Origin of the sequence: Streptomyces sp. AP-93, from assembly GCF_022808175.1 — a bacterium.
Taxonomy (GTDB): domain Bacteria; phylum Actinomycetota; class Actinomycetes; order Streptomycetales; family Streptomycetaceae; genus Streptomyces.
In genome coordinates, this window is the sequence record NZ_JALGBX010000030.1 from 2305 (window position 1) to 25665 (window position 23361).

Consider the following 23361-nt stretch of genomic DNA (forward strand, 5'->3'; position numbering starts at 1 on the left):
GCCTGGTCGGGGGGGCTCCCCCTGGATGTGCCTCGCGGCCCCCCGCCCCGGGGGGTGGGCCGCCGCGGGGGCGCCCCCCCCCCCCACGGCCGTTTCACGCCATCTTCATCTACGCGGGCCAGTACGTACGGCCCCACGCGCCCGGCCCGGGGCGCGGCAGGGTCCGCCGGGCCACCCGGCCCGGCGCCGACCACGCGTCGGTCACCCGCTCCGCGCCCGACGGCTCCGACGCGAGGGCCGCCGCGCGCGCTCGGACCACCGCCAGTGCGGCGGCCAGCTCCTCGGGGGTCGGGTTCCCCTTGACGACCTTGATCACCACTGTGAGCTCCTCGTGCCGGCTAGAGCGGGATGTTGCCGTGCTTCTTCGGGGGCAGGGACTCCCGCTTGGTGCGCAGCTGCCGCAGCCCCTTCACCACGTGCGCCCGGGTCTCGGACGGCATGGTCACCGCGTCGATGTAGCCGCGCTCGGCGGCCGTGTACGGATTCAGCAGCGCGTCCTCGTACTCGGTGATGAGCCGAGCCCGGGTCTCCTCGGCGGTGCCGGCCTCCTCCGCTTCGGCGATCGCGCGGCGGTGCAGGATGTTGACCGCGCCCTGCGCGCCCATGACGGCGATCTGCGCCGTCGGCCAGGCGAGGTTCAGGTCGGCGCCCAGGTGCTTGGAGCCCATCACGTCGTAGGCGCCGCCGAAGGCCTTGCGGGTGATGACGGTGATCAGGGGGACGGTCGCCTCGGCGTACGCGTAGATCAGCTTGGCGCCGCGCCGGATGATTCCGTTGTACTCCTGGTCGGTGCCCGGCAGGAAGCCCGGCACGTCGACGAAGGTCAGCACCGGGATGTTGAAGGCGTCGCAGGTCCGCACGAACCGGGCCGCCTTCTCGGAGGCGTCGATGTCCAGGCAGCCGGCGAACTGCATCGGCTGGTTGGCGACGACCCCGACCGGGTGGCCCTCGACGCGGCCGAAGCCGGTGAGGATGTTCGGCGCGAAGAGCGACTGGGTCTCCAGGAACTCCGCGTCGTCGAGCACGTGCTCGATCACCTTGTGCATGTCGTACGGCTGGTTCGCGCTGTCCGGGATGAGCACGTCGAGCTCGCGGTCGCTCGAAGAGACCTCGGTGTCGGCTTCCTCGGGGAAGGCCGGGGGCTCGGAGAGGTTGTTCGACGGGAGGTAGGAGAGCAGCGACTTGACGTACTCGATGGCGTCCTTCTCGTCACCCGCCATGTGGTGCGCGACGCCGGACGTGCTGTTGTGCGTGCGCGCCCCGCCCAGCTCCTCGAAGCCGACGTCCTCGCCGGTGACGGTCTTGATGACGTCGGGACCGGTGATGAACATGTGCGAGGTCTGGTCGACCATGACCGTGAAGTCGGTGATGGCCGGGGAGTACACGGCCCCGCCGGCGCAGGGGCCGACGACCAGGCTGATCTGCGGGATCACCCCGGAGGCGTGGACGTTGCGGCGGAAGATCTCGCCGTACATGCCGAGCGCGCTGACGCCCTCCTGGATGCGGGCGCCGCCGGAGTCGTTGATGCCGATCAGCGGACAGCCGGTCTTCAGCGCGAAGTCCATCACCTTCATGATCTTCTGGCCGTAGACCTCGCCCAGCGCCCCGCCGAAGACGGTGAAGTCCTGCGAGAACAGAGCGACGGGCCGCCCGTCGACGGTGCCGTAGCCGGTGACGACGCCGTCGCCGTACGGGCGGGTCTTCTCCAGCCCGAAGTTCGTCGAGCGGTGCCGGGCGAACTCGTCCAGCTCGACGAAGGACCCGTCGTCCAGCAGCAGGGCCACCCGCTCACGCGCCGTCAGCTTGCCCTTGGCGTGCTGCTTTTCCACCGCCCGCCCGGATCCGGCGTGCGTGGCTTCCTCGACGCGGCGCTGCAGATCCGCGATCTTCCCCGCGGTGGTGTGCATGTCGATCGGCTCTGACGGTTGTGACATCGGGGTCGCGGCTCCCTGCGTGGTGTCAACTGCCTGGTGACTTACTTGGTTCTTACTAGCTACTGGTGCGTAGCGTATCGGCGGGCATGGCGCTCGGCGGTGCGGCGTTTGACACACCTAATCTGGGTTGCATGACGCCATCAGATGCATCAGGCGGGGCTTCGACCGGAGCTTCCACGGGCCGTTGGTCGAGTCTGGACCGGCCGCCCTTGAACGGTGCCGCGCTGCAGCGGACCCTCGTGACCGGCGAGGGGCTGTGGAGCTCGCTGGAGGTGGTGGACTCCACCGGGTCCACCAACAGCGATCTCGCCGCGCGGGCCGCACAGCTGCCCGAGGGGGCCGTGCTCGTCGCCGAGGAGCAGACCGCCGGACGGGGCAGGCTCGACCGGAGCTGGGTCGCGCCCGCGCGGTCCGGGCTGTTCTTCTCCGTACTCCTGAAGCCGGGGCCTTCGGTGCCGCAGGAGCGGTGGGGCTGGCTGACGCTGCTGGCCGGGGTGGCCACCGCCACCGGGCTCTCGCGCGCCGCCGGCGTGGACACCGCCCTCAAGTGGCCCAACGACCTGCTGGTCACCGTGGACGGTGAGGAACGCAAGACCGGCGGGATCCTCGCCGAGCGCGTGGCCGACGGGGTCGTCCTCGGGATCGGGCTCAACGTGACGCTGACCGACGCCGAGCTGCCGGTGGACACCGCCGGGTCGCTGCTCCTGGCCAAGGCCACCGTCACCGACCGGGACCCGCTGCTCAGGGCCGTACTGCGCTCCCTGGAGCAGTGGTACGGAAACTGGCGCGCGGCCGGCGGCGATCCGGCGGCCAGCGGTCTGCAGGAGACGTACGCGGCGGGCTGCGCGACGCTCGGCAAGCACGTGCGGGCCGAGCTGCCCGGCGGGCGCACCCTCACCGGGACGGCCGAAGCGGTGGACGCCGACGGACGGCTCGTCGTGCGGACGGCCGAGGACAAGCACGAGGCCGTGGGGGCAGGGGACGTCGTCCATCTGCGGTCCGTGCGGTAGCCCGCCGGTGAGCTGCCCCGGGTGACGGAGCAGGGGAGTGAGCTACGGCACACCTGCCGTATGGTTTAGGCGATCCCGGTCCTCGCGGTGATCACCCGGTTCGGCAGTGCGCACGGCAATGGACAGGAGGCGGCCCTTGACCGTCGACGACCCTCAGTCCAGCGCGCCCGCCCCCGCCCCCGCCCCGGCCCCCGGAACGGCGACGGGCGGTGCGGGCGGCTCCGGCGGCTCGGGTGGCTCGGGTGGTTCGGGTGGCTCGGGAGTCCATGCCACGCCGATCGGGCGCGAGCAGCACACTCCCCACCACGAGGTCGACCACACGGCGCAGCCGACGGCCGACCCGCTCGCCATCCGCCTGGAACAGCTGATCCTGGGCGCCGAGCGCCGGTACACCCCCTTCCAGGCGGCCCGCAGCGCCGGGGTCTCGATGGAGCTCGCCTCCCGCTTCTGGCGGGCGATGGGCTTCGCGGACATCGGCCAGGCCAGGGCCCTGACGGAGGCCGACGTACTGGCGCTGCGCCGGCTCGCCGGCCTCGTCGAGGCCGGGCTGCTGAGCGAGCCGATGGCGGTCCAGGTCGCTCGGTCCACCGGGCAGACCACGGCCCGGCTCGCGGAGTGGCAGATCGACTCCTTCCTGGAGGGCCTGACGGAGCCGCCGGAACCGGGGATGACCCGTACGGAGGTCACGTACCCGCTGGTCGAGCTGCTGCTGCCCGAGCTGGAGGAGTTCCTCGTCTACGTGTGGCGGCGCCAGCTCGCGGCCGCGACCGGACGGGTCGTGCAGGTGGCGGACGACGAGGAGATGGTCGACCGGCGCCTCGCGGTGGGCTTCGCCGACCTGGTGGGCTTCACGCGCCTGACGCGGCGGCTGGAGGAGGAGGAGCTCGGCGAGCTGGTCGAGTCCTTCGAGACGACCTCGGCGGACCTGGTGGCGGCGCACGGCGGCCGGCTGATCAAGACGCTGGGCGACGAGGTGCTGTACTGCGCCGACGACGCGGCGACGGCGGCGGAGATCGCGCTGCGGCTGATCGAGACGATGGAAGCCGATCCGCAGATGCCGGAGCTGCGCGTGGGCATCGCCTTCGGGACGGTGACCACCCGGATGGGCGACGTCTTCGGGACCACGGTGAATCTGGCCTCGAGGCTGACCTCGATAGCGCCGAAGGACGCGGTCCTGGTGGACGGCGCGATGGCCCAGGAACTGGGCCGCACGGGCGCGGCGCCGGTCTCGGAGAAGGAAGCGGAGAACGAGGAGGGCGGCGGCGCCTACCGCTTCGCCCTCCAGCCGATGTTCCAGCGCCCGGTGCGCGGCCTGGGCGTCGTGGAGCCCTGGTCGCTGACGCGACGGAGCCCTAAGATCCCCGGTTGACGTGCCCCCGGGCCGGCAGGCCCGGGGTTCCTGCCGCGGCCGGTCGGCCGTCTGGGAGGCTTCCTGCTTCATCGCGTGGCGCCGGGACGGCTGTCCCGGTCTTCTCCACGCTCTGCGAGGCGTTTAGCCTGTCCGCCCGTCCGGCGGCCAGGGTGTTCTTGGATGCGTTCTCGTCGCGGTCGTGGACGGCCCCACACTCCTGACAGGTCCATTCACGGACGTGGAGGGGTTTGGGGCCGTCCTTGATGCCACAGTCGGAGCAGACCTGGGAGGTCGGTTCGAACCGGCCGATCTTCCCGAAATACCGGCCGTGCCGGACCGCTTTGTACTCCAGCATGCCGACGAACTGTGCCCATCCGGCGTCGTGGACGGATTTCGCCAGCCTCGTGCGGCCCAGGGCGGACACCGCGAGGTCTTCCGCGTACACCGCTTGGTTGTCGCGGATGATCTGCGTAGATGCCTTGTGATGCCAGTCCCTGCGCTGGTCGGCCACCCGGGCGTGCTGCCGGGCGAGCTTGATCCGGGCCTTGGCCCGGTTCCTCGACCCCTTCACCTTGCGGGAAAGCTCCCGCTGGAGCCGCTTGAGCTTCTTCTCCGCCCGCCGTAGGAACCTCGGCGAGGAGATCTTCGTGCCGTCGGAGAGGACGGCGAAGGTCGTGAGGCCGAGGTCAATGCCGACCTCGCTCTCCACCGTCGGCAGGATGTCCGGCTCGGTTTCCACCACGAAGCTCGCGAAATAGCGGCCGCAGGCATCCATGACCACGGAGAGGGATGTCGCAGGCGCAGGCAGGGCTCGGGACCATCGGATCTTGACGTTGCCGATCTTGGCCAGGTAGATCGTGCCATTGCCACGCACCACGAACGCATTCGTGGTGAGGCGTATGGACTGCCGTGCGTCCTTGCGTGACTTGAAGCCGGGAGGGCCAACCTTGCGGCCCTTGGGCTTCCCGTTGGCCGAGTCGAAGAAGTTCTTGAAGGCCGCATCGAGATCCCGTAGCGATTGCTGGAGAACGACAGCCGACACATCGGCGAGCCAGCCGCGCTCCTCGGTGCGCTTGGCCTCTGTGATGCGCTTGCGCGACAGCTCGGCCGATGTCACGTACGGCAAGCCTGCTGCGCGTGCCTGACGGCGATCACGCAGACAGTCGTTCCACACCACGCGCGCGCACCCGAAGGCCTGCGCCAGCGACTGGCGCTGGGCGGAATCCGGGTACAGGCGGTAGTTGTAGCGCAGCTGCACGGTGGTGACCGTAGGGGCGGCATCGTGAGCTTTGGGGCGATGTTCGTAAAGGGGTGCTTCCTGCGGAGAATTGGTTTGCTTGGGGTCTCCTTCTGAGCCGCTCTGCACACTAGAGTCTGGCGATAACGGTCGTTAACTTGGAGGGGCCAGGGATGTCGGAGCAGCGCTTCGGAGAGTTCACCGCGGTACGTCGCGAAGGCGACGGGCGCGTCGCCGAGCTGGTGCTCGATCGGCCCAAGGCGATGAATGCCGTGTCGACCGAGATGGCGCGGGGCATCGGCGCCGCGTGCGCGGAGCTGGCCGCCGACCCGTCGGTACGGGTCGTCGTGCTCTCCTCGACCGCCGAGAGGGCGTTCTGCGTGGGCGCGGACCTCAAGGAGCGCAACTCCTTCTCGGACGCCGAGCTGCTGCGGCAGCGGCCGACCACGCGGGGCGCGTACGGGGGAGTGCTGGAGCTTCCGATGCCGGTGATCGCGGCGGTGCACGGGTTCGCGCTGGGGGGCGGCTTCGAGCTGGCCCTGGCCTGCGACGTCATCGTGGCCGACGAGACGGCCGTCGTCGGGCTGCCCGAGGTCTCGGTCGGGGTGATCCCGGGCGGTGGCGGCACGCAGCTGCTGCCGAGGCGGGTGGGGGCGGCGCGGGCCGCGGAGCTGATCTTCACCGCCCGCCGGGTGGAGGCCGCGGAGGCCCTGGACCTGGGGCTGGTGGACTCGGTGGTGCCGGCGGGGTCGGACCGTGAGGCCGCCCTGGCGATGGCGGCGGCGATGGCGGCGAACTCCCCGGTCGGACTGCGGGCCGCGAAGCGGGCGCTGCGGCTGGGGCACGGCATGGACCTGACGGCCGGGCTGGAGATCGAGGACGCGGCGTGGCGGACGGTGGCCTTCTCGGGCGACCGGGCCGAGGGCGTGGCGGCGTTCAACGAGAAGCGGAAGCCGGAGTGGCCCGGGGTGTGAGGCGTCCCGGGTGCGCCCGGTGTGCCAGGTGTGCCAGGTGTTCCCGGTGTTCCTGGGGGCGCTTGGGGCGCGCCCTGGGCGTCCGCCCGTTGGTCCGGGTGGGTCTCCGGTCGTGACCGGGTGTGATCTTGATGCCACCGAATGTCGCGCCAATTGTCACTAAATCGGACAAAACTCCCTAACCTGGGGTGATGGGTGTTGACGGGCGGCTTCGAGCCGTTGTGGGCCTCGCGCAGGCCATGGCGGCCGCGTGCGCGCCGCGGGACAGTGTGCGGGCCGCCGCGCGCGGGGCGAGGCTGGCGATGGACGGATCATTCGCCGCGATCTCCGCGTGGGAGCGGGAGCGGGGGCGCCTGCGGGTGCTCGTGAACGAGGGGGAGCGCCGGGACGGGGAGGAGGAGTTCCCCGAGGACGAGTCGTACCCCGTGCACGATTTCCCCGAGATCACTGAGTTCCTGCACGAGCGCTGGGTCGGCGGGGGCGGCCCCCACGCCTGGGTGGACAGCGCGGTCGGAGACCGGCCGGGACGCCGGGGCGAGGCGCTGCGGCGGCGCGGGCGCGGCACGTGCGTGGTCGCCCCGATCGTGCTGAGCGGGCGGGCCTGGGGCGAGCTGTACGTGGCCCGGGACGAGGGCATGGCGGACTTCGACGAGGACGACGCGGAGTTTGCGACCGTGCTCGCGGCGGTGATCGCGGCCGGGCTGGCGCAGAGCGACCGGCTGGAGGAGGCCCGGCGGCTCGCCTTCACCGACCCGCTGACCGGGCTGGCCAACCGGCGGGCCGTGGACATGCGGCTCGACGAGGCGCTGGAGGAGCACCGGCGGGGTGGGGCCGACGTCGTGGTGAGTCTGGTCGTCTGCGATCTGAACGGCCTGAAGAAGGTCAACGACACCCTGGGCCACGCGATGGGCGACCGGCTGCTGGAACGGTTCGGCTCCGTGCTCAGCCTGTGCGGGGCGATGCTGCCGGGTGCGTTGGTCGCGCGGCTGGGCGGGGACGAGTTCTGCCTGGTCAGCGTGGGGCCTTCGGCGGACGAGGTGGTACGGGTCACCGAGGAGGTGTGCCTGCGGGCCGCCGAGCTGGAGCTGGGGGAGGGGGTCGCCTGCGGGGTCGCCTCTACGGGGGATCCCATCGGGCCGGTGAAATCCTCGCGGCGGTTGTTCCGGCTGGCGGATGCGGCGCAGTACAAGGCGAAGGCGGCGCGGTCGGTGAAGCCGGTGGTGGCGGGGCGGGACACGGCGGTGGTCCGGCTCGCCGACGCGGAGCCCGGGGGTCCGGGGGAGCGGCGGCGGTTCCGGGGCCGGACGTAGCCGCCGCCCGGCCGCCCGCGACCCCGCCGTCTGGGGCGGTGCCCCCCAGGCTGGGGGGAATCCAGCCCCGCCGGCGTTTGAGGCGAGGGGGTCGGGGGCGAGCCCCCGGCATCGGGTCCGGGGTGCAGCCCCGGGGAACGGGCGAAGGGTGGGTAGGGGACCTCGCCCCGCAGGGCCGGACCAGCCGCACCCGCCCACCGGCCCCCGCCCGAGGCGGCAGTGGCGGCAACCCCGCCCGGCCACCGCCGGACGGAGTCCGGCGCAGCGGCGCGAAGCCGGTAAGGCCCGCCAGGGCCGCACCGCGCGAGGGGTGCGTCGAAGAGGTGCCCGGCGCAGCGGGGCGAAGCCGGTAAGGCCCGCCAGGGCCGCACCGCGCGAGCGGCGCACGGAAGGGGTGACATGAAGGGATTCAGTCCGTAGGCTGCTGAATATGGATATGCACACTGTCGTGGTGGGAACGTCCGGGACCACCGCCGAAGACGTCATCGCGGTCGCCCGCGGCAACGCCCGCGTCGAGCTTTCCGGTGAAGCCGTCGCCGCCCTCGGACGGGCCCGCGAGATCGTGGAAGCGCTCGCCGCGAAGCCCGAGCCCGTCTACGGGGTGTCCACCGGGTTCGGGGCGCTCGCCTCCCGGCACATCAGCCCCGAGCTGCGCGCGCAGCTCCAGCGCAACATCGTCCGCTCGCACGCCGCCGGCATGGGCCCGCGCGTCGAGCGCGAGGTCGTGCGTGCGCTGATGTTCCTGCGGCTGAAGACCGTCGCCTCCGGGCACACCGGCGTCCGGCCGTCCGTCGCGCAGACGATGGCCGACGTGCTCAACGCCGGGATCACCCCCGTCGTGCACGAGTACGGCTCGCTGGGCTGCTCGGGAGACCTCGCCCCGCTCTCGCACTGCGCGCTCGCGCTGATGGGCGAGGGTGACGCGGAGGGTCCCGACGGGACCGTGCGGCCCGCCGGGGAGCTGCTCGCCGAGGCCGGGATCGCCCCCGTCGAGCTCCGCGAGAAGGAGGGCCTCGCCCTCCTCAACGGCACCGACGGCATGCTCGGCATGCTGGTCATGGCCCTGGCCGACCTCGGCAAGCTGTACACCTCCGCCGACATCACCGCCGCGCTGACGCTGGAGGCGCTGCTCGGCACCGAGAAGGTGCTCCAGCCCGAGCTGCACGCCATCCGCCCGCACCCCGGCCAGGGTGCCTCCGCCGCGAACATGGCCGCCGTCCTGAAGGGCTCCGGGCTCACCGGGCACTTCCAGGAGGAGTCCGCCCCGCGCGTCCAGGACGCCTACTCCGTGCGCTGCGCCCCGCAGGTCGCCGGCGCGGGCCGCGACACCATGGCGCACGCCGCCCTCGTCGCCTCCCGCGAGCTGGCCTCCGCCGTCGACAACCCGGTCGTGCTGCCCGACGGGCGCGTGGAGTCCAACGGAAACTTCCACGGCGCCCCGGTCGCGTACGTCCTGGACTTCCTGGCCATCGCCGCCGCGGACCTGGGGTCGATCGCCGAGCGGCGCACCGACCGGCTGCTCGACAAGAACCGCAGCCACGGTCTGCCGCCGTTCCTCGCGGACGACGCCGGCGTGGACTCCGGGCTCATGATCGCCCAGTACACGCAGGCCGCACTCGTGAGTGAGATGAAGCGGCTCGCGGTCCCGGCATCCGCCGACTCGATCCCGTCCTCCGCCATGCAGGAGGACCACGTCTCGATGGGCTGGTCGGCCGCGCGCAAGCTCCGTACCGCCGTCGACAACCTCACCCGGATCGTCGCGATCGAGCTGTACGCGGCCACCCGCGCCATCGAGCTGCGCCACGGGCTCACCCCGGCGCCGGCCAGCCGGGCCGCCATCGCCGCGGCGCGTGCGGCGGGTGTGGAGGGTCCCGGGCCGGATCGTTTCCTCGCGCCGGACCTGGCCGCCGCGGACGCCTTCGTCCGTTCGGGGGCACTCGTGGACGCCGTCGAGGCCGTCACCGGCCCCCTCGCCTGAGGTCAAGGTTCGAGTAGGCGAGTAGGCGAGTAGGCGAGTACGCGAGTACGTGAGTACGTGAGTACGCGAAAGGGTGCGGATCCGGGGACATCCCCGGGTCCGCACCCTTTCGCGTGCCGGTGGCCGTTACGCCGTGCGCGAGCGGCGTACGGAGAAGGCCACGAAGCCGGCCCCGGCGCCCAGGAAGAGCGTGCCGCCGAGCAGGTAGGGCGTGGTGTCCACGCCGCCCGTGTCGGCGAGCTCGAGGGTGGGTCCGGGCGCGGAGGCGGCCTGGACCCGGGTGTTCGCGGCGGCCGGTGCGCCGGAGGCGGCCTTGGCGTGCTCGGGCGCGGTGGCCCCCGCCGAGGGGACGAACCACAGGGCGGCGAGGAGGGTGGTCGCTCCGAGAGCGGTGAGTGTTGATCGGCGTGCGGACACGGTGCGATCCCCCTTGTGGCAGCAGCGAATTGGCCCCGTGCGGTGATGCTACGGAAAGGGGCGGGTCGTGGGAAAGTCGGGGCTGCCGCGGGATTACTCTCCGTCGTATGAACCCTTCTGAGACCTCACGATACGTACGCCTTCGGGTTGATTTGGTACTTGAAGTGCCGGACGTCGACGCGCTCACCGGAGCCGCCCTCGCCCACATCAAGGCCGACGAGTTCATGCCGGACGAGGAGCGCGGCCACGCCGAGGCGGCCGTCCGGGAGGACGAATCGGAGGCTCTCGCCTACCTCGTGGACCCCACTGACCTGGTCGCGGAGATTCCCGGCGTGGAGCTCGCGCAGGCCTCCTGGAGCAGCGAGCCCGTGGAATACGACCCCGAGTCCATGGAGTGGGACCTCGACGAGGAAGATGGGGAGCTCGACGAAGAGACTGACAACGCCTGACGGTGGGGTTGACCACATTCGAACGGAATGTGGCAGCACCTCGGGGTGTAATGCGTTGTCAGGACGAGGCAGGGGGGTCATGCCCCCTGCCCGGGGAGTTCGGGGTTCCGGCAACGATGGAGTGGCGTGTGAGGACGGACAGCAAGCGGCGGAGAAGGTCCCTGGTGGCCATATCCGCCGTACTCGGCGGCGTACTGGTGCTCGCGGGATGCGGTGGCGACGACGACGGCGGCGGCAAGACGCCGAAGGCCAGCGGGGAGGCATCGGCCAAGTCCCAGGCGGACGTGGACGCGGCCGCGGCGAAGGACGCCTCCAAGGCCAAGATAGCCATCACGCCCAAGGACGGCGCCACCAACGTCGGCCTGAACGACGCGGCCAACGTGGCCGTCAGTGACGGCACGCTCACCCAGGTCGAGCTGAAGAGCTCCGAGGGCACGAAGGTACCGGGCAAGATAGCCGCCGACGGCAAGAGCTGGAAGCCGGACGGCGCGCTGAAGCGCTCGACCAAGTACGCCCTGTCGGCGACCGCGAAGGACGAGGCGGGCCGCGAGGCGCACGAGAACGCCTCCTTCACCACCGTCTCCCCGCAGAACAGCTTCGTGGGCTCCTTCATCCCGGACGCGGGCCAGACCGTCGGCGTGGGCATGCCGGTCTCGATCACCTTCGACAAGTCCATCAAGGACAAGAAGGCCGTCCAGGCGGCCATCACGGTCACCTCCAGCAGCGGCCAGGAGGTCGTGGGCCACTGGTTCAGCACGCAGCGGCTGGACTTCCGCCCGGAGAAGTACTGGCAGGCCGGTTCCACCGTCACCCTGAAGCTGGCGCTGGACGGGGTCCAGGGCGGCCCGGGCATCCAGGGCGTGCAGAGCAAGACCGTCACCTTCAAGATCGGCCGGAGCCAGGTCTCCACGGTCGACGCGAAGAGCAAGAAGATGACGGTCACCCGGGACGGCGCGGTCCTCAAGACCATCCCGATCTCGGCGGGCGCCCCGGCGAACCCGACGTACAACGGCCAGATGGTGATCTCCGAGAAGTTCAAGGAGACCCGGATGAACGGCGCCACCGTCGGCTTCACGGACGACGACGGCAAGGGCGAGTACGACATCAAGGACGTACCGCACGCGATGCGCCTGTCGACCTCCGGCACCTTCATCCACGGCAACTACTGGGGTGCGGACTCGGTCTTCGGCAGCGCCAACACCAGCCACGGCTGCGTCGGCCTGAACGACGCCAAGGGCGCGAACGACCCGAGCCAGCCCGCGGCCTGGTTCTACGACAACTCCCTCATCGGAGACGTCGTCACGGTCGTCAACTCCCCGGACAAGACCATCAAGCCGGACAACGGCCTCAACGGCTGGAACATGGGCTGGGCAGAGTGGAAGGCCGGCTCGGCCGTCTGACGCGCCGATAACGACAGCTGAACCCCGTTACGGACGGCGGGGAGCCCCGACCAGGGGGCTCCCCGCCGTCCGTCTGTGTGTCACCTGTGAGTTCGCGTTCTCATTCGACTCTTATGGACGGCTTATCCGGCCGTCACGGGTGCTGCCTACTTTCGGCCGCATGTTCTTCACCTATCTCCGGCGCGAGCTGCGCCGCCGCAGGAAGGCGGCGCTCGTCGTCGCCTCCGGACTCGCGCTGGGCATCGCCCTCGTCATCGTCGTCACCTCCGTCTCGGCGGGCATGGCGCAGGCCCAGGGCAAGGTCCTCCAGTCGCTCTACGGCCTCGGCACGGACATGACCGTCACCAAGGCCCAGACCCCGCCGGCCGAGGGCGAGACCGCGACCCGGCCCCGGTTCCAGTTCGACGCGAAGGGCGCGGACGAGGAGGACGCCGAGGCCGAGCAGAGCAGCGACCTCGTGATGCCGCAGGGCTTCCAGACCCTCGACGCGGCGACCGTGGACAAGGTGTCCGGCCAGGCCGGCGTCGCGCAGGCCGTCGGCGGCCTCAGCCTCCAGGTGATGAAGGTCAACGGGCAGTTCAAGCGCGGCGAGTTCAAGCGTGCGGAGGGCGAGGCGGGCACCGGCGCGGCCACCAAGCCGGGCGCCACCGGCGCCACCGGCGGCGGCGCGGGCGGTACCGCGGGTACGGGCGGTACGGGCGGTACGGTCGAGGGCGGCGGCGCCGACTTCGACGTCAACTCCTTCTCCGTCTACGGCGCGGACGTCACCCGGCCCGAGCTGGGCCCGCTCACCACCTCCAAGATCACCTCGGGCCGTACCTTCGCGGCCGGCGAGACCGATGCGGCCGTCGCCGTCGTCGACAGTGCCTACGCCACGAAGAACAAGCTCGCCGTCGACTCCGAAATCACCATCAAGAACGCCAAGTTCAAGGTGATCGGGATCGCCACCGCCGACAGCGGCGACGCGGCCGCCAACGTCTACGTACCGCTCGAGCAGGCCCAGACGCTCGCCGGAACCCCCGGCAAGATCACCACGGTCTACGTCCAGGCCGAGGACTCCCAGGCGATCGGCTCCGTCAAGCAGGCCATCCAGAAGAACGTCCCGGACACCACGGTCACCACCTCGGCCGACCTCGCCGACACCGTCTCCGGGTCGCTCTCCACCGCCGCCTCGCTCGCCTCCACCGTCGGCACGTGGCTCTCGTACGCGGTCCTCCTCGCCGCCTTCCTCGTCGCCGGTCTGCTGACCTCCTCGGCCGTGTCCCGGCGCGTCCGCGAGTTCGGCACGCTCAAGGCGCTCGGCTGGAAGAGCGGCCGCGTCACCGGCCAGGTCGCCGGCGAGGCCCTGGTCAACGGCCTCATCGGCGGGGCGCTCGGCATTGGCCTCGGGCTCGGAGCCGCGTACGCCATCACCGCGATCAGCCCGCAGCTGACCGCGCAGCTCGCGGGCGGCGCCGGCCGGCTCCAGGGTCCCGGCGGCGGGGGCGGCGGGGGCGGGATGATGCGCTCCGCGCAGCAGGGCGCCGGCAAGGCCCTCGACATCGCGCTCACCGCGCCCGTCTCGCTCTCCACCATCGGCCTGGCCGTCGCGCTCGCCGTCGCGGGCGGACTGATCGCAGGCGGCTTCGGCGGCTGGCGCGCTTCCCGGCTGAGGCCGGCGGATGCCCTGCGTCGCGTCGAATAGCCCGCGGCCGCAGGCTCGTACGGCCGTTCGTACGTCTGTGTGCATGTCTGTGCGCATGCCTCGTGCGCTTCGTGCGCCTGCCCGCTTGCACGCCCGCCCGTCCCACCGCCCCGCAACCCGAGGGAACGAACCAGAGATGTACCAGCTCACCGGTGTCACCAAGCGCTACCAGCGCGGCAAGGAATCCATCGACGCGCTCGCCGGCGTCGACCTGACCATCGAGGACGGCGGCCGGCTCGTCATCCAGGGGCCCACCGGCGGTGGCAAGTCCACCCTGCTGCAGATGCTCGGCGCCCTGGACCGCCCGACGGCGGGACAGATCGTCCTCGACGGACTCGACCTCGCCACGGTCTCCGAATCCCGCCTCACCCGGGTCCGTGCGGAGAGCATCGGCTTCGTGTTCCAGTCCTTCAACCTGATCCCGACGCTCACCGCCCAGGAGAACGTCGAGACGGCCCTCGTCCCGCTCGGGCTGAAGGCCCGCGAGCGGCGTGACCGGGCCGCCGAGGCGCTGGGCTCCGTGGGCCTCGGCGAGCGGATGGGCCACCTGCCCGGGGAGATGTCCGGCGGCCAGCAGCAGCGCGTGGCCATCGCGCGGGCGCTGGTGAAGCGGCCGAAGGTACTGCTGGCCGACGAGCCGACCGGCAACCTCGACGAGTCCATGCGCGACGAGGTCATGGAACTGCTCGAAGGGCTGTGGAAGGAGCACGGCCTGACCTTCGTCATGGTCACCCACGACAGCGCGCTCGCGAAGAGGGCTCCGCGGGTGGCGACGATCCGCCGGGGGAAGGTGACCGTCACCGAAAACGCCTGAGCGCGCCGCCGTGCTCCGGTTTAGGGTCCGGAGCATGACGATCACCGCGCTCTCCGTGCCCCCGACCGACACCGAAATCGACCACTGGTGGGCCGTCCTGGCCGCGGCCCGGACGGCAGACCTGCCGGGGACTCCGCCGCCCTCCCGCACGGAGGTGGCCGGAGCGCTGCGGGTGCCCTCGGCGCGGGGGCGCTCGGTGCACTGGGCGACGGACGACGCCGTCGCCTCCCTGGTCCTGTTCACCGACGGAGCCAACGACCACACGGCGTTCCTGGAGGAGCTGACCGTACGGCCCGACGCGCGGCGCCGCGGCGCGGGAGCGGCCCTGTGGGCGCGGGTCCGCGAGGAGCTGCTCGCGGACGGCCGGACCTCGGTCGCGGCGGAGGTGGACCTGGGCGGTCCGGGGCAGGCGTTCGCCGAGTCCGTGGGCTTCGAGAACGTCCTGCCGATGGCCTGGTACGTGCAGGACGTGCGGGAGGCGCGGTGGGTGCAGGGGGCTCAGGCGGCGCAGGCCGCGGGGGGAGGGGCTGCGACCACCCCGGCCGGCTACGAGCTGCACTGCTGGCCGGGGCTGGTGCCCGACGACTGGGCTCAGGCCGTGGCCCTCGCCCACGGGGCGATGGAGGACGCGCCGAGCGGGGAGCTGGACCAGCAGACCCAGACCTGGACGGCGGAGCGCCTGCACGCGGCCCACCGCAAGATCCTGGACCGGGGAGGCGCCCTGACCACGGTCGCCGCCGTCACCCCGGACGGCGAGGTGGCGGCCTACACGGAACTGGTCCTCTCCGACCCGGCCGGCCCGCGCGCGCTCCAGTACGACACCGTGGTGGTCCCCGCCCACCGGGGCCACGGCCTCGGCCGCGCGGTCAAGCTCCGCATGCTCGCCGAGGCGGCGACCCGCCACCCGGACCTGCGCACCATCGCCACCTCGGTGGCGGACGACAACACCCCGATGCTCGCGGTCAACGCGGCCCTGGGCTACCGGCGCGAACGCGGGCTCGGGTACTTCCAGTTGAAGCTCTAGCCGGGGGTCCCTGCCGGCGGGTGTCCTACGGAGCGGATTCCTCGACGGAGCCCGGGGCGTGGTTCCGGCCATCCTCCTGGGCCTGGTCCTGGTCCCGGTCCTGGTCCTGGTCCCGGTCTTCGTCCTGGTCCCGGTCGGGGGTGGTCGGTGACGCGGACCAGGAGGCGAGGAGGCTGAGGGCGTCGGCCGAGGGGGAGCCCGGGGTCGCGTGGTAGGTGACCAGGAACTGCGCCGGGTCGTCCGGGAGGGCCAGGGTCTCGAAGGAGAGCTGGAGCTCGCCGACCAGCGGGTGGCGCAGTCGCTTCACGCCGTGCGTCTTGTTGTCCGCCACCGTGTGGGCCGCCCACAGCCTGCGGAACTCCTCGTTCTTGACGGACAGTTCACCGACCAGCGCGGACAGCCGCTCGTCGTCCGGGAACTGCCCGGCGTACACGCGAAGATTGCTCACCACCTCGCACGCCCGGCACTCCCACTCCGCGTACAGCTCCGCCGTCGCCGGGTCCAGGAACACCAGCCGCACCAGGTTGCGCTCCTGCGCCGGGAGCTTCCCGAAGTCGCCGAAGACCGCCGCCGCCAGCCGGTTCCAGCCGATGACGTCCTGGCGCCGCCCGACCAGGTACGCCGGTACGCCGTCCATCGCGTCCAGCAGGCTCCGCAGCTCCGGCCGGACCTGCTGGGGGCGCGGGGCCTGGCGGCGTTTGCGGGGCTTGGGGCCGGCCAGGCGGCTCAGGTGCGCGCGCTCCGTGCCGTCCAGGCGCAGGGCCCGCGCGATGGCGTCGAGGATCTCCGCCGACACGTTCTGGCCGTGGCCCTGCTCGAGGCGCGTGTAGTACGCGACCGACACCCCGGCCAGCTGCGCCAGCTCCTCGCGGCGCAGGCCGGGGACCCGGCGGTGGCGCCCGTAGTCGGGCAGGCCGACGTCCTCGGGGCGCAGCCGGGCGCGCCGGGAGCGCAGGAACTCGCCGAGCTCGGCTCGTTGATCAAGCTGGTCCATTACCCCAGTATCACCGCGCGGGGGCGCAGTCCGGGGGCGGGAGCCTGACCCCGCCAAGGGTAGGTCTGCCAGACCTAGGCAGGGCAGGGGGATGGGTGTCCGGGGCGGGGGCGTGCAGGCTGTGAACACACAGCAGAACCGCACAGCAGAACCGCACCGTAGGACCCCGCACCGCAGAACCGCACCGCGGGTCCCCGCACCGCAGGTCCCCGCACCACAGTCCTCCGAGGAGTCCCACCGTGTCCGTCACCCAGGTCGCCGCCTACGCCGCTCCCGCGCCCAAGGCCCCGCTGGAGCGCATCACCGTCCCGCGCCGTCCGGTCGGCGCGCACGACGTCCTCATCGACATCAAGTTCGCCGGCATCTGCCACTCCGACATCCACCAGGTCACCGATGGGTGGGGCGAGGGCATCTACCCCATGGTCCCGGGCCATGAGATCGCCGGTGTCGTCACCGAAGTCGGCCCCGACGTCACCAAGTTCGCGGTCGGTGACCGCGTGGGCGTCGGCTGCTTCGTCGACTCCTGCCGCGAGTGCGAGCAGTGCCTCGCCGGGCAGGAGCAGTTCTGCGTCAAGGGCATGACCGGCACGTACAACTCCCTCGACAAGAACGGCGAGCCCACGTACGGCGGTTACTCCACGCACGTCGTCGTCGACGAGAACTACACCGTCCGCATCCCCGACGGCCTCGCCCTCGACGTCGCCGCCCCGCTGCTGTGCGCCGGCATCACCCTGTACTCCCCGCTGAAGCACTGGCAGGCCGGCCCCGGCAAGCAGGTCGCGGTCGTCGGCCTCGGCGGCCTCGGCCACATGGGCGTCAAGATCGCCCATGCGCTCGGCGCGGAGGTCACCGTCCTCTCCCAGACCCTGCGCAAGCAGGAGGACGGGCTGAAGCTGGGCGCCGACCACTTCTACGCGACGAGCGACGAGGCCACCTTCACGGAGCTGGCCGGCCGCTTCGACCTGATCGTGTCGACCGTCTCCGCGCCGCTCGCCCTCGACGCCTACCTGGGCCTGCTCAAGGTGGACGGGGCCCTGGTCAACGTCGGCGCCCCGGAGGAGCCGGTCTCGCTGAACCTGTTCTCCGTCATCGGCGGCCGCAAGACCCTGGCCGGCTCGATGATCGGCGGGATCGCCGAGACGCAGGAGATGCTCGACTTCTGCGCGGAGCACGGGCTCGGTGCGGACATCGAGCTGATCCGCGCCGATGAGGTCAACGAGGCCTACGAGCGCGTCCAGTCGGGCGACGTCCGCTACCGCTTCGTCATCGACACGTCGACGATCTGACCGAGCGCGGTGCGGCTGCGGCTGCGGCTGCCGCCGCCGCTGCCGCTGCCGCTGCCGCTGCCGCTCACCGAGTGGGGTGCGGGTGCTCCGCGGCCTCCTTGACGTTCCCGAGTGTGGTGAGGATGGCGGCGCGCTGCTTCTTGGGCAGGTTCAGCACCTTGTACATCGCCTTCAGCGACAGCGCGCCCTTGGCCGGCTCCTCCACCCGCATGTGGTGGGACAGGCGGGTGCCGCCGTCCTCGGGCTCCAGGTGGTAGTCCCAGTACGCGCGGCCACCCGCCCCGCGCTTCTCCTCCTTCATTGGAGGGAACGAGACCCACCCGAAGTCGTGCCCACGGTCGACCACCGTCACTTTCGACGGCGCGTCGAACCTCGACGGCCCGAACTTCTCGTGGGCCATCCAGCGCGTCCCGACCTCCAGCGGACCCGCGAACTCGATCCCCTTGGTGATGCTCTTCGGCCCAGCGAACTCGGTGTGCCGCCGTACGTCCGTCACGACCGCCCACACCTCGTCCGGCGAGGCATCCACGTGCACACTCTCCGTGATCTCCGACAGCGTCATCGCGCACCTCCAGCTGGAGCCCCACCTCCGAGCATGCGCCGACGGCTACAGGGAGTCGAACGGAGGGACAAGGTCACGGCCGCAGGCCCGCGAGGGCCGTGTGGGCCGCGTCGAGGATCCTGCCGATCTCGGCGGCAGCGCGCCGGGTCTGTTCGGCGTCGCCGCCGGTCGCCGTGTCCTCCCAGCGCCGCAGCTCCGCAGCCAGGTGCGGCTGGCGCTGGATGAACACGAACGCCGCCCACTGGGCGATGAACCGCTGCAAGGGGGCCAGGTCGCACGCCTGCCGGGACTGGTCCGCCGCCTGGTCGAGCTCCCGGGTGAACGCGGGCAGTGCCACGGGGGAGATCTGGGCGACGGCCTGCCGCAGCGCGGTCACAGTGGCTGGCGGTTGCGGGATGAGCGGCTGCCCGGCGGCGGCTGTGGTCACGGTTGCTCCCATGCGCGAGATTCTGGGCCCCGGCGCCAGCGTACCCAGGGCATTGCCCGGGTTCCCACCCGAAGGGGTGAACGGATGGGCCGGAAGCCCAGCCGCCCACGCCCCTGCCCGCGCGGGCGCGGTGCGCCGTCAGCCGTCGGCGCGGGCCACGCCGATCGGACAGGAGACGCCCGTGCCGCCGATGCCGCAGTAGCCCGGATTCTTGTCGAGGTACTGCTTGTGGTACCACTTCTCTTTGCGTGGAATTAGTGACTCTTCGTAAAGGGGTGGGAAGTGAACGAAGCGGCACCGGTGATCCCGGTTGTCTCGTACGCGCGTATCTCCGCCGACACGGCCAGGGACGGTCACGGCGTCGAGGACCAGCACAAGGTGAACGGCGAGACGGCGGCCCGTCTCGGCTGGACAATCGTGCACCGCTACACCGACAACGACCTGTCGGCGGCCAAGGCGGCGGTGGTGCGACCGGACTTCGAGGCCATGGTGAAGGCGCTCAAGTCGGGCCATATGCCGGACGGGCAGCCCGTACGCGGCGTCATCGTGGTCGCGGACGACCGGCTAACGCGCCGTGCGGGCGACTACGAGCGGTTCGTGGACGCGCTCACATACGAGGAAGGACGGCTCTACGCCGACGCCAAAGGGTCGAAGAACCTCTACAGCGAGGACGTGGAGTCCATGGGGCTCTTCGGCGTCGTCATCTCCAAGATGGAGGTCCGCAAGATGCAGCGGCGGGCGCGCCGCTCACACCGCGCTCGCGCGGAGCTGGGCATCCCGGTGGGCGGGAAGCGCCCCTTCGGCTGGCAGGACGACAAGCTCACACTGGAGCCCGAGGAGGCGGCGTGGCTGGCGAAGGGCGCCCGCGAGGTGATCGCGGGCAAGTCCCTGCACTCAATCCTCCGCGAGTGGCGGGAGGCCAGCGTCCGCACGATCAACGACAAGGAATGGGCGAGCCGCTCGCTCAAGCTCGCGCTGTGGAACCCGCGGCTGTGCGGCTGGCGGAAGCACAACGGCGAGCTGGTGCGTGACGCCAACGGTGTGCCCGTTGTGGGTCGCTGGGAGCCCGTCATCACTCCCAAGGAATGGATGGCCATCGACGCCATCTTCTCTGCCCGCGTCGGCCCCAACATGAAGGCTGACGGATCGGTCACGGACTACCGGACCCCCTCGTACCTGCTGACGGGAATCCTTCGATGCGGAAAGCCTCGCGAGGATGAGCAGATCTGCAATTCGCCCCTTCGGGCAACCGTGCGAGCGGACCTCTCCGGGGGATATCTCTACCAGTGCCCCAGTAAAGAAATGGGCGGGTGTGGGGGCACCGGACGGAACGGCGCCAAGATCGATGAATTCATCACGGAGGCCGTACTTGCCAAGCTGGAAGAGAGGGCGGCCAGGTCGACGCACACCGACGAGCTGTGGGGAGGGGAGGAAGAGCTGGGCCGCCTGATGGCCAAGCAGCGCAAGCTGCTCCAGGCGTGGCAGGAAGACCAGGTCTCGGATGAGCTGTTCTTCCCCGAGAACCAGAAGATGGAAGCGCGTGTCAAGGAACTCCGCGCGGACAGGACACGTCACGCCCTGAGCCGGCAGCGGGCCGCCGAAGTCACTGGCGACGTACGCGAACGTTGGACCTCGGGCAGGCTGGACCTGGCGCAGAAGCGTGCCCTGATCAGGGAAGCGTTGCACGCGGTGATCGTGCTGCCAGTGGGAGGCGGAGGTCGGCGCCCGTTCAACCCTGACCTGCTGGTCCCGAAGTGGCGGGACTGACGGGGTAGTGGAAACGGAGTGGGGCACCGCCGTCTGGCTAGTGCCCCTTCGTATGTCTTGCGGGTCCGGACTACCGCTGCGGCGCACACGCCGCAGCCCGGCGCAGGCGCAGGGGTGTGCGGAGGAGGGACAGTTGAACCGGCGGGTCCATCGTGGTGCTGGGGCTGCTCACTGGGATTCCCTCCCTCGGGTGTCGGCACCGCTGATGCTTCACCCGCTGAGCAGTTCGTGCTGGGACCTTTCCTGTTGGGGCAAGAACCCGTCCCGAATGCCCGCGACCAGGGCTCTCATGGCGTCGCCGTAGACGGCCACCGCGGCGAACCGTTCGAAGGTGTCGAGGTAGAGCTGGACGTCCTTCGGGTCGCGGGTGGTGACCTCGGAGTGGAACGTCGACACGATGACGAGCCGGTCGTCGCGGAGGCTGAAGCAGGTCATGAGGAAGTCGGGCATACGGCGGTCGGAAGGCACGACACCCAGCGAGACATTGGGCAGACGGGACACGGATACGAGCCGGTCGAGCCATGACCACGGGCTCGCTGATGCGCCACCGGAGTACGTGCTCGCAGATCAGGAAGCGGAAGGACCGGCCTGGCTCGTACAGGACGGACTGCCGTTCGAGGTGGGCCGCCGCGGTCTTGGCCATGGCCTCCTCCGGCAGGGCCGGAGGCAGGGAGAAGACGGCGGAGGCGTACTCAGGCGTCTGGAGGAGTTCGGGGATGAGCTGTCCCTGGAAGAGCCCTGAGCGTGGTGGTGCCGGCCTCGATGGCCCGGATGGTCTTCTGGTGCTTCCACGGGCCCATGCGGCGCAGCAGACGCCATGCGGTGGCCTCGGTGGCTTCAGCGCGGGCGGCTGCGAGGAACTCCGCCTTGACTTCCCTGCTCACGCCTGTGGCGGTGAGGACCAAGTCCACGTCCTGGACGGTCGGTCGTACCTTGCCCGTCTCGATCTTCGAGAGCTTCCCGGCAGACATGGAAGCCCTGCGGGCCACTGCGTCACCCGTGAGTCCGGATGCATCGCGCAGCGCCCGCAGGCGGTCCGCTCGAAGGTCTCGAAGAGACGGCCCAACTCCTCACCGTTGAGCACGGAAGTGCTCCTCCAGCACCGCGGCCAGGACCACGACGGCGGTCTCGCCCTCGGGCAGGTCGAGCTGAGCCAGCCGCTCGGGGTCGGTGATGACGTAGCCACGCTCCCGAGCCGGTTGCGGTGGGGTTGTTTCTAGCGGGTTGCAGGAGAGCCGGTACGACGGGGATTTCGGGAGCCACTGGTTTGGGCGGTGAGTTTGGGAGCCACCCGGTGTGATGGTGTATGACATGCCACTGTTGGCGTAATGAGCCCTTTGGGCTGTTTGGCCGCTCAACCTGTGCTTGTTGATCACAGTCCTGTCAGGAGACCGGTGCGCACAGGTCACGTGAGTGGATCTTTGAGCGGAGCCGCCAGGGCAAGCGGCTCGATCCGGCGTTGTCGGGTCGTTGCTGGCCCGGCGATATCGGGTGTCGCGGAACACGGTGACGAAGGCGGCGTGTCCGGTGCCGGCGAAGCGGAGAGGCCGCCGCCGCGCGAGAGCGTGCTGGAGTCGGTGAAGGGCTTCATTGACGCGACGCTGCGCTCGGATCTGGTGGCACCGACGAAGCAGAAGCGCACCATCCCTAAACAACGCTTTGGGTGAATGAGACACAACAGCTGATTGCAGAGGGTGCAGACATGAGCGGCCCGCAGAGCCTTGGCGAGCAGCATGAAGGAGCCGGAACGACGGGCCCCCTCCGAGACAAGAATCAGATTGCGTGGGAAGTGGCGTGTCTGCTCTTTGGTGCAGTTCTAGGTCTCACGCTTCAGATCGGATGGGAATGGTTTGACAAGTCGATCTTGAACAGGCCGCCGACTCCAGCAGAGAAGGCACAAAAGCTCGATGTTGGGAAGTCTGAGGAGTTCTTTCGAGACATTTTAGGAGAGGTGGAAGACGAGAGCCAGTTGAAAAGTGGGGACGGGTTGCATGTATTCACCTGGGATGGCGATGGCTATCTCATCAAAGCCATCTCAGATTCGGGCCGTACAGTCGTCGCATACTCCCTGACAGCCAAGACGGATAAGTTCATTCCAAAGCCTCCGAAGCCTGAGGAACGGCCAGAGGGAGAGGGAATGGTACGCAACCTGGGGAAACCTTTCGAAAATCTGGTTGGTTCTGCCCACCTCTTTGGCGTATCCGCCGGCGGAACCCGGTCCGAGTGGCGTTGGGCTGAAGTGTATGGGCCTGGCGGTGCCACCAGAGAGAAGACTTACCTCTTCGCCGCTAAGTACAACGAGCATCAAGGGGCAGAGTGGGCGCCTGCTACCGGAACCTCGCTCACAGATTTGCTTATCCGGGCCGAACGCATCCCGGGAAGTAATTGCGTGGGCGAATACTGCGAGTTGGCTGACGCTGGGAACAATCCCGACATCGCCGAGGTGCGTCGACGGCTGACTGTGTCCACGGTCGCTGTACTGCAGGAAGGATTCGAACTGAAACAGCTACCCGCGGGCTTTGAGTTCGGCCTTCCCAGGACATAAACGCGAGGTGCCCGGGGGACAGCGACTCGGCGTTGGTTAACGCAGGGCCGCACGCCTGGGCCTGGCTGATGCCATCACACCCGCGGACACTCCCGCCTCCTTCAGAGCACCACCAGATGTTCACCCGATACAGTAGCGGTGGCTCCCATTCTCGCCGCCGATCTTGGACCTACGCCGTTGTCCATCTCTGCACGAACG

At 70.4% G+C, this 23361-nt stretch carries 23 protein-coding genes and 2 pseudogenes; 14 read left to right on the plus strand and 11 right to left on the minus strand.

Translation table 11 applies throughout. The annotated features are described in order from the left end of the window. Nucleotides 1-109 precede the first annotated feature (109 nt). Nucleotides 110-319: an acyl-CoA carboxylase subunit epsilon gene (locus tag MTF69_RS36005; RefSeq protein ID WP_243340595.1), complete on the minus strand. Its 210-nt coding sequence runs from the start codon at nucleotides 317-319 to the stop codon at nucleotides 110-112. Between the two features lie 19 nt (nucleotides 320-338). Then, nucleotides 339-1934 carry an acyl-CoA carboxylase subunit beta gene (locus tag MTF69_RS36010; protein ID WP_243340596.1) on the minus strand — a complete coding sequence of 532 codons (1596 nt, stop codon included), beginning with the start codon at nucleotides 1932-1934 and terminating at the stop codon, nucleotides 339-341. A gap of 131 nt (nucleotides 1935-2065) precedes the next feature. Between MTF69_RS36010 and MTF69_RS36015 the strand changes: the two genes are divergently transcribed. Together MTF69_RS36015 and MTF69_RS36020 are read left to right on the plus strand one after the other, a co-directional pair. Beyond that, nucleotides 2066-2944: a biotin--[acetyl-CoA-carboxylase] ligase gene (locus MTF69_RS36015; RefSeq protein ID WP_243340597.1), complete on the plus strand. Its 879-nt coding sequence runs from the start codon at nucleotides 2066-2068 to the stop codon at nucleotides 2942-2944. 136 nt (nucleotides 2945-3080) lie between these two features. Next, entirely contained in the window at nucleotides 3081-4313 is a 1233-nt protein-coding gene (locus MTF69_RS36020) for an adenylate/guanylate cyclase domain-containing protein (protein ID WP_279346701.1), read from the plus strand. Here the strand turns inward: MTF69_RS36020 and MTF69_RS36025 are convergent. Beyond that, on the minus strand, nucleotides 4297-5553 hold the full coding sequence (locus MTF69_RS36025; RefSeq protein WP_243340598.1) for a transposase: 1257 nt from the start codon (nucleotides 5551-5553) through the stop codon (nucleotides 4297-4299). The two genes, MTF69_RS36020 and MTF69_RS36025, sit on opposite strands and share 17 nt — an antisense overlap. A 152-nt stretch (nucleotides 5554-5705) precedes the next feature. Between MTF69_RS36025 and MTF69_RS36030 the strand changes: the two genes are divergently transcribed. From MTF69_RS36030 to hutH, 3 genes are all read left to right on the plus strand, one after another. Continuing rightward, nucleotides 5706-6506 carry an enoyl-CoA hydratase/isomerase family protein gene (locus MTF69_RS36030; RefSeq protein ID WP_243340599.1) on the plus strand — a complete coding sequence of 267 codons (801 nt, stop codon included), beginning with the start codon at nucleotides 5706-5708 and terminating at the stop codon, nucleotides 6504-6506. 191 nt (nucleotides 6507-6697) lie between these two features. Next, nucleotides 6698-7816: a sensor domain-containing diguanylate cyclase gene (locus MTF69_RS36035; RefSeq protein ID WP_243340600.1), complete on the plus strand. Its 1119-nt coding sequence runs from the start codon at nucleotides 6698-6700 to the stop codon at nucleotides 7814-7816. Nucleotides 7817-8252: 436 nt separating this feature from the next. After that, a complete protein-coding gene (gene hutH / locus MTF69_RS36040; RefSeq protein ID WP_243340698.1) occupies nucleotides 8253-9794 on the plus strand; it encodes a histidine ammonia-lyase in 1542 nt (513 codons plus the stop codon). Nucleotides 9795-9920: 126 nt separating this feature from the next. On the opposite strand, the gene MTF69_RS36045 is transcribed toward hutH, so the two are convergent. Further along, nucleotides 9921-10211, minus strand: a complete 291-nt coding sequence (locus MTF69_RS36045; RefSeq protein ID WP_243340601.1) for an LPXTG cell wall anchor domain-containing protein — start codon at nucleotides 10209-10211, stop codon at nucleotides 9921-9923. 164 nt (nucleotides 10212-10375) lie between these two features. On the opposite strand from MTF69_RS36045, the gene MTF69_RS36050 reads away from it, so the two are divergent. From MTF69_RS36050 to MTF69_RS43170, 5 genes are all read left to right on the plus strand, one after another. Further along, nucleotides 10376-10660, plus strand: coding sequence for a hypothetical protein (locus tag MTF69_RS36050; protein WP_243340602.1), 285 nt, complete (start codon nucleotides 10376-10378; stop codon nucleotides 10658-10660). A 116-nt stretch (nucleotides 10661-10776) separates the two neighbouring features. Further along, nucleotides 10777-12060, plus strand: coding sequence for an Ig-like domain-containing protein (locus MTF69_RS36055; RefSeq protein WP_243340603.1), 1284 nt, complete (start codon nucleotides 10777-10779; stop codon nucleotides 12058-12060). Between the two features lie 160 nt (nucleotides 12061-12220). Continuing rightward, complete coding sequence (locus MTF69_RS36060; RefSeq protein WP_243340604.1) at nucleotides 12221-13744, plus strand: ABC transporter permease; 1524 nt, start codon at nucleotides 12221-12223, stop codon at nucleotides 13742-13744. A 136-nt stretch (nucleotides 13745-13880) separates the two neighbouring features. Next, nucleotides 13881-14558, plus strand: a complete 678-nt coding sequence (locus MTF69_RS36065; protein WP_243340605.1) for an ABC transporter ATP-binding protein — start codon at nucleotides 13881-13883, stop codon at nucleotides 14556-14558. A 34-nt stretch (nucleotides 14559-14592) separates the two neighbouring features. Then, nucleotides 14593-15582: a GNAT family N-acetyltransferase gene (locus MTF69_RS43170; RefSeq protein ID WP_279346702.1), complete on the plus strand. Its 990-nt coding sequence runs from the start codon at nucleotides 14593-14595 to the stop codon at nucleotides 15580-15582. Between the two features lie 25 nt (nucleotides 15583-15607). Here MTF69_RS43170 and MTF69_RS36085 read toward each other — a convergent pair whose 3' ends face one another. Then, complete coding sequence (locus MTF69_RS36085) at nucleotides 15608-16576, minus strand: helix-turn-helix transcriptional regulator (RefSeq protein WP_243340606.1); 969 nt, start codon at nucleotides 16574-16576, stop codon at nucleotides 15608-15610. Between the two features lie 239 nt (nucleotides 16577-16815). Here MTF69_RS36085 and MTF69_RS36090 point away from each other — a divergent pair, with 239 nt between their 5' ends. Beyond that, a complete protein-coding gene (locus tag MTF69_RS36090) occupies nucleotides 16816-17862 on the plus strand; it encodes an NAD(P)-dependent alcohol dehydrogenase (protein ID WP_243340607.1) in 1047 nt (348 codons plus the stop codon). Between the two features lie 64 nt (nucleotides 17863-17926). On the opposite strand, the gene MTF69_RS36095 is transcribed toward MTF69_RS36090, so the two are convergent. The 3 genes and pseudogenes from MTF69_RS36095 to MTF69_RS36105 form a co-directional block, all read right to left on the minus strand. Further along, nucleotides 17927-18424 carry an SRPBCC family protein gene (locus MTF69_RS36095; RefSeq protein ID WP_243340608.1) on the minus strand — a complete coding sequence of 166 codons (498 nt, stop codon included), beginning with the start codon at nucleotides 18422-18424 and terminating at the stop codon, nucleotides 17927-17929. A gap of 73 nt (nucleotides 18425-18497) precedes the next feature. Next, nucleotides 18498-18851, minus strand: coding sequence for a DUF6247 family protein (locus MTF69_RS36100; RefSeq protein WP_243340701.1), 354 nt, complete (start codon nucleotides 18849-18851; stop codon nucleotides 18498-18500). A 138-nt stretch (nucleotides 18852-18989) separates the two neighbouring features. Continuing rightward, a pseudogene (locus MTF69_RS36105) lies at nucleotides 18990-19085 on the minus strand (peptide-methionine (S)-S-oxide reductase); the annotation flags it as partial. A gap of 48 nt (nucleotides 19086-19133) precedes the next feature. On the opposite strand from MTF69_RS36105, the gene MTF69_RS43590 reads away from it, so the two are divergent. Beyond that, nucleotides 19134-20618, plus strand: coding sequence for a recombinase family protein (locus tag MTF69_RS43590; RefSeq protein WP_243340609.1), 1485 nt, complete (start codon nucleotides 19134-19136; stop codon nucleotides 20616-20618). A 210-nt stretch (nucleotides 20619-20828) separates the two neighbouring features. Here the strand turns inward: MTF69_RS43590 and MTF69_RS43595 are convergent. The 3 genes and pseudogenes from MTF69_RS43595 to MTF69_RS36120 all read right to left on the minus strand — a co-directional run bounded on the left by MTF69_RS43595 (nucleotide 20829) and on the right by MTF69_RS36120 (nucleotide 21931). Then, nucleotides 20829-21336, minus strand: a pseudogene (locus MTF69_RS43595) (DUF5753 domain-containing protein). Then, complete coding sequence (locus MTF69_RS43600; protein ID WP_308401495.1) at nucleotides 21311-21607, minus strand: helix-turn-helix transcriptional regulator; 297 nt, start codon at nucleotides 21605-21607, stop codon at nucleotides 21311-21313. The pseudogene MTF69_RS43595 and the gene MTF69_RS43600 overlap by 26 nt, the downstream one beginning before the upstream one ends. Nucleotides 21608-21688: 81 nt before the next feature. Next, nucleotides 21689-21931 (minus strand): hypothetical protein, encoded by a 243-nt coding sequence (locus MTF69_RS36120; protein WP_243340610.1) that lies wholly within the window; start codon nucleotides 21929-21931, stop codon nucleotides 21689-21691. A 108-nt stretch (nucleotides 21932-22039) separates the two neighbouring features. Between MTF69_RS36120 and MTF69_RS36125 the strand changes: the two genes are divergently transcribed. Together MTF69_RS36125 and MTF69_RS36130 are read left to right on the plus strand one after the other, a co-directional pair. Then, nucleotides 22040-22285, plus strand: a complete 246-nt coding sequence (locus MTF69_RS36125) for a hypothetical protein (RefSeq protein WP_243340611.1) — start codon at nucleotides 22040-22042, stop codon at nucleotides 22283-22285. Next, entirely contained in the window at nucleotides 22282-23163 is an 882-nt protein-coding gene (locus tag MTF69_RS36130) for a hypothetical protein (protein ID WP_243340612.1), read from the plus strand. Before MTF69_RS36125 ends, MTF69_RS36130 begins: the two co-directional genes overlap by 4 nt. Nucleotides 23164-23361: the final 198 nt, after the last annotated feature.

Bases quoted from the DNA above. Each gene is read 5' to 3' on its own strand.
- MTF69_RS36010 (WP_243340596.1), bottom strand. From the start codon at position 1,934: ATGTCACAACCGTCAGAGCCGATCGACATGCACACCACCGCGGGGAAG.
- MTF69_RS36015 (WP_243340597.1), top strand. From the start codon at position 2,066: ATGACGCCATCAGATGCATCAGGCGGGGCTTCGACCGGAGCTTCCACG.
- MTF69_RS36030 (WP_243340599.1), top strand. From the start codon at position 5,706: ATGTCGGAGCAGCGCTTCGGAGAGTTCACCGCGGTACGTCGCGAAGGC.
- MTF69_RS36035 (WP_243340600.1), top strand. From the start codon at position 6,698: ATGGGTGTTGACGGGCGGCTTCGAGCCGTTGTGGGCCTCGCGCAGGCC.
- hutH (WP_243340698.1), top strand. From the start codon at position 8,253: ATGCACACTGTCGTGGTGGGAACGTCCGGGACCACCGCCGAAGACGTC.
- MTF69_RS36055 (WP_243340603.1), top strand. From the start codon at position 10,777: ATGGAGTGGCGTGTGAGGACGGACAGCAAGCGGCGGAGAAGGTCCCTG.
- MTF69_RS36060 (WP_243340604.1), top strand. From the start codon at position 12,221: ATGTTCTTCACCTATCTCCGGCGCGAGCTGCGCCGCCGCAGGAAGGCG.
- MTF69_RS36065 (WP_243340605.1), top strand. From the start codon at position 13,881: ATGTACCAGCTCACCGGTGTCACCAAGCGCTACCAGCGCGGCAAGGAA.
- MTF69_RS43170 (WP_279346702.1), top strand. From the start codon at position 14,593: ATGACGATCACCGCGCTCTCCGTGCCCCCGACCGACACCGAAATCGAC.
- MTF69_RS36085 (WP_243340606.1), bottom strand. From the start codon at position 16,576: ATGGACCAGCTTGATCAACGAGCCGAGCTCGGCGAGTTCCTGCGCTCC.
- MTF69_RS36095 (WP_243340608.1), bottom strand. From the start codon at position 18,424: ATGACGCTGTCGGAGATCACGGAGAGTGTGCACGTGGATGCCTCGCCG.
- MTF69_RS36120 (WP_243340610.1), bottom strand. From the start codon at position 21,931: ATGTCATACACCATCACACCGGGTGGCTCCCAAACTCACCGCCCAAAC.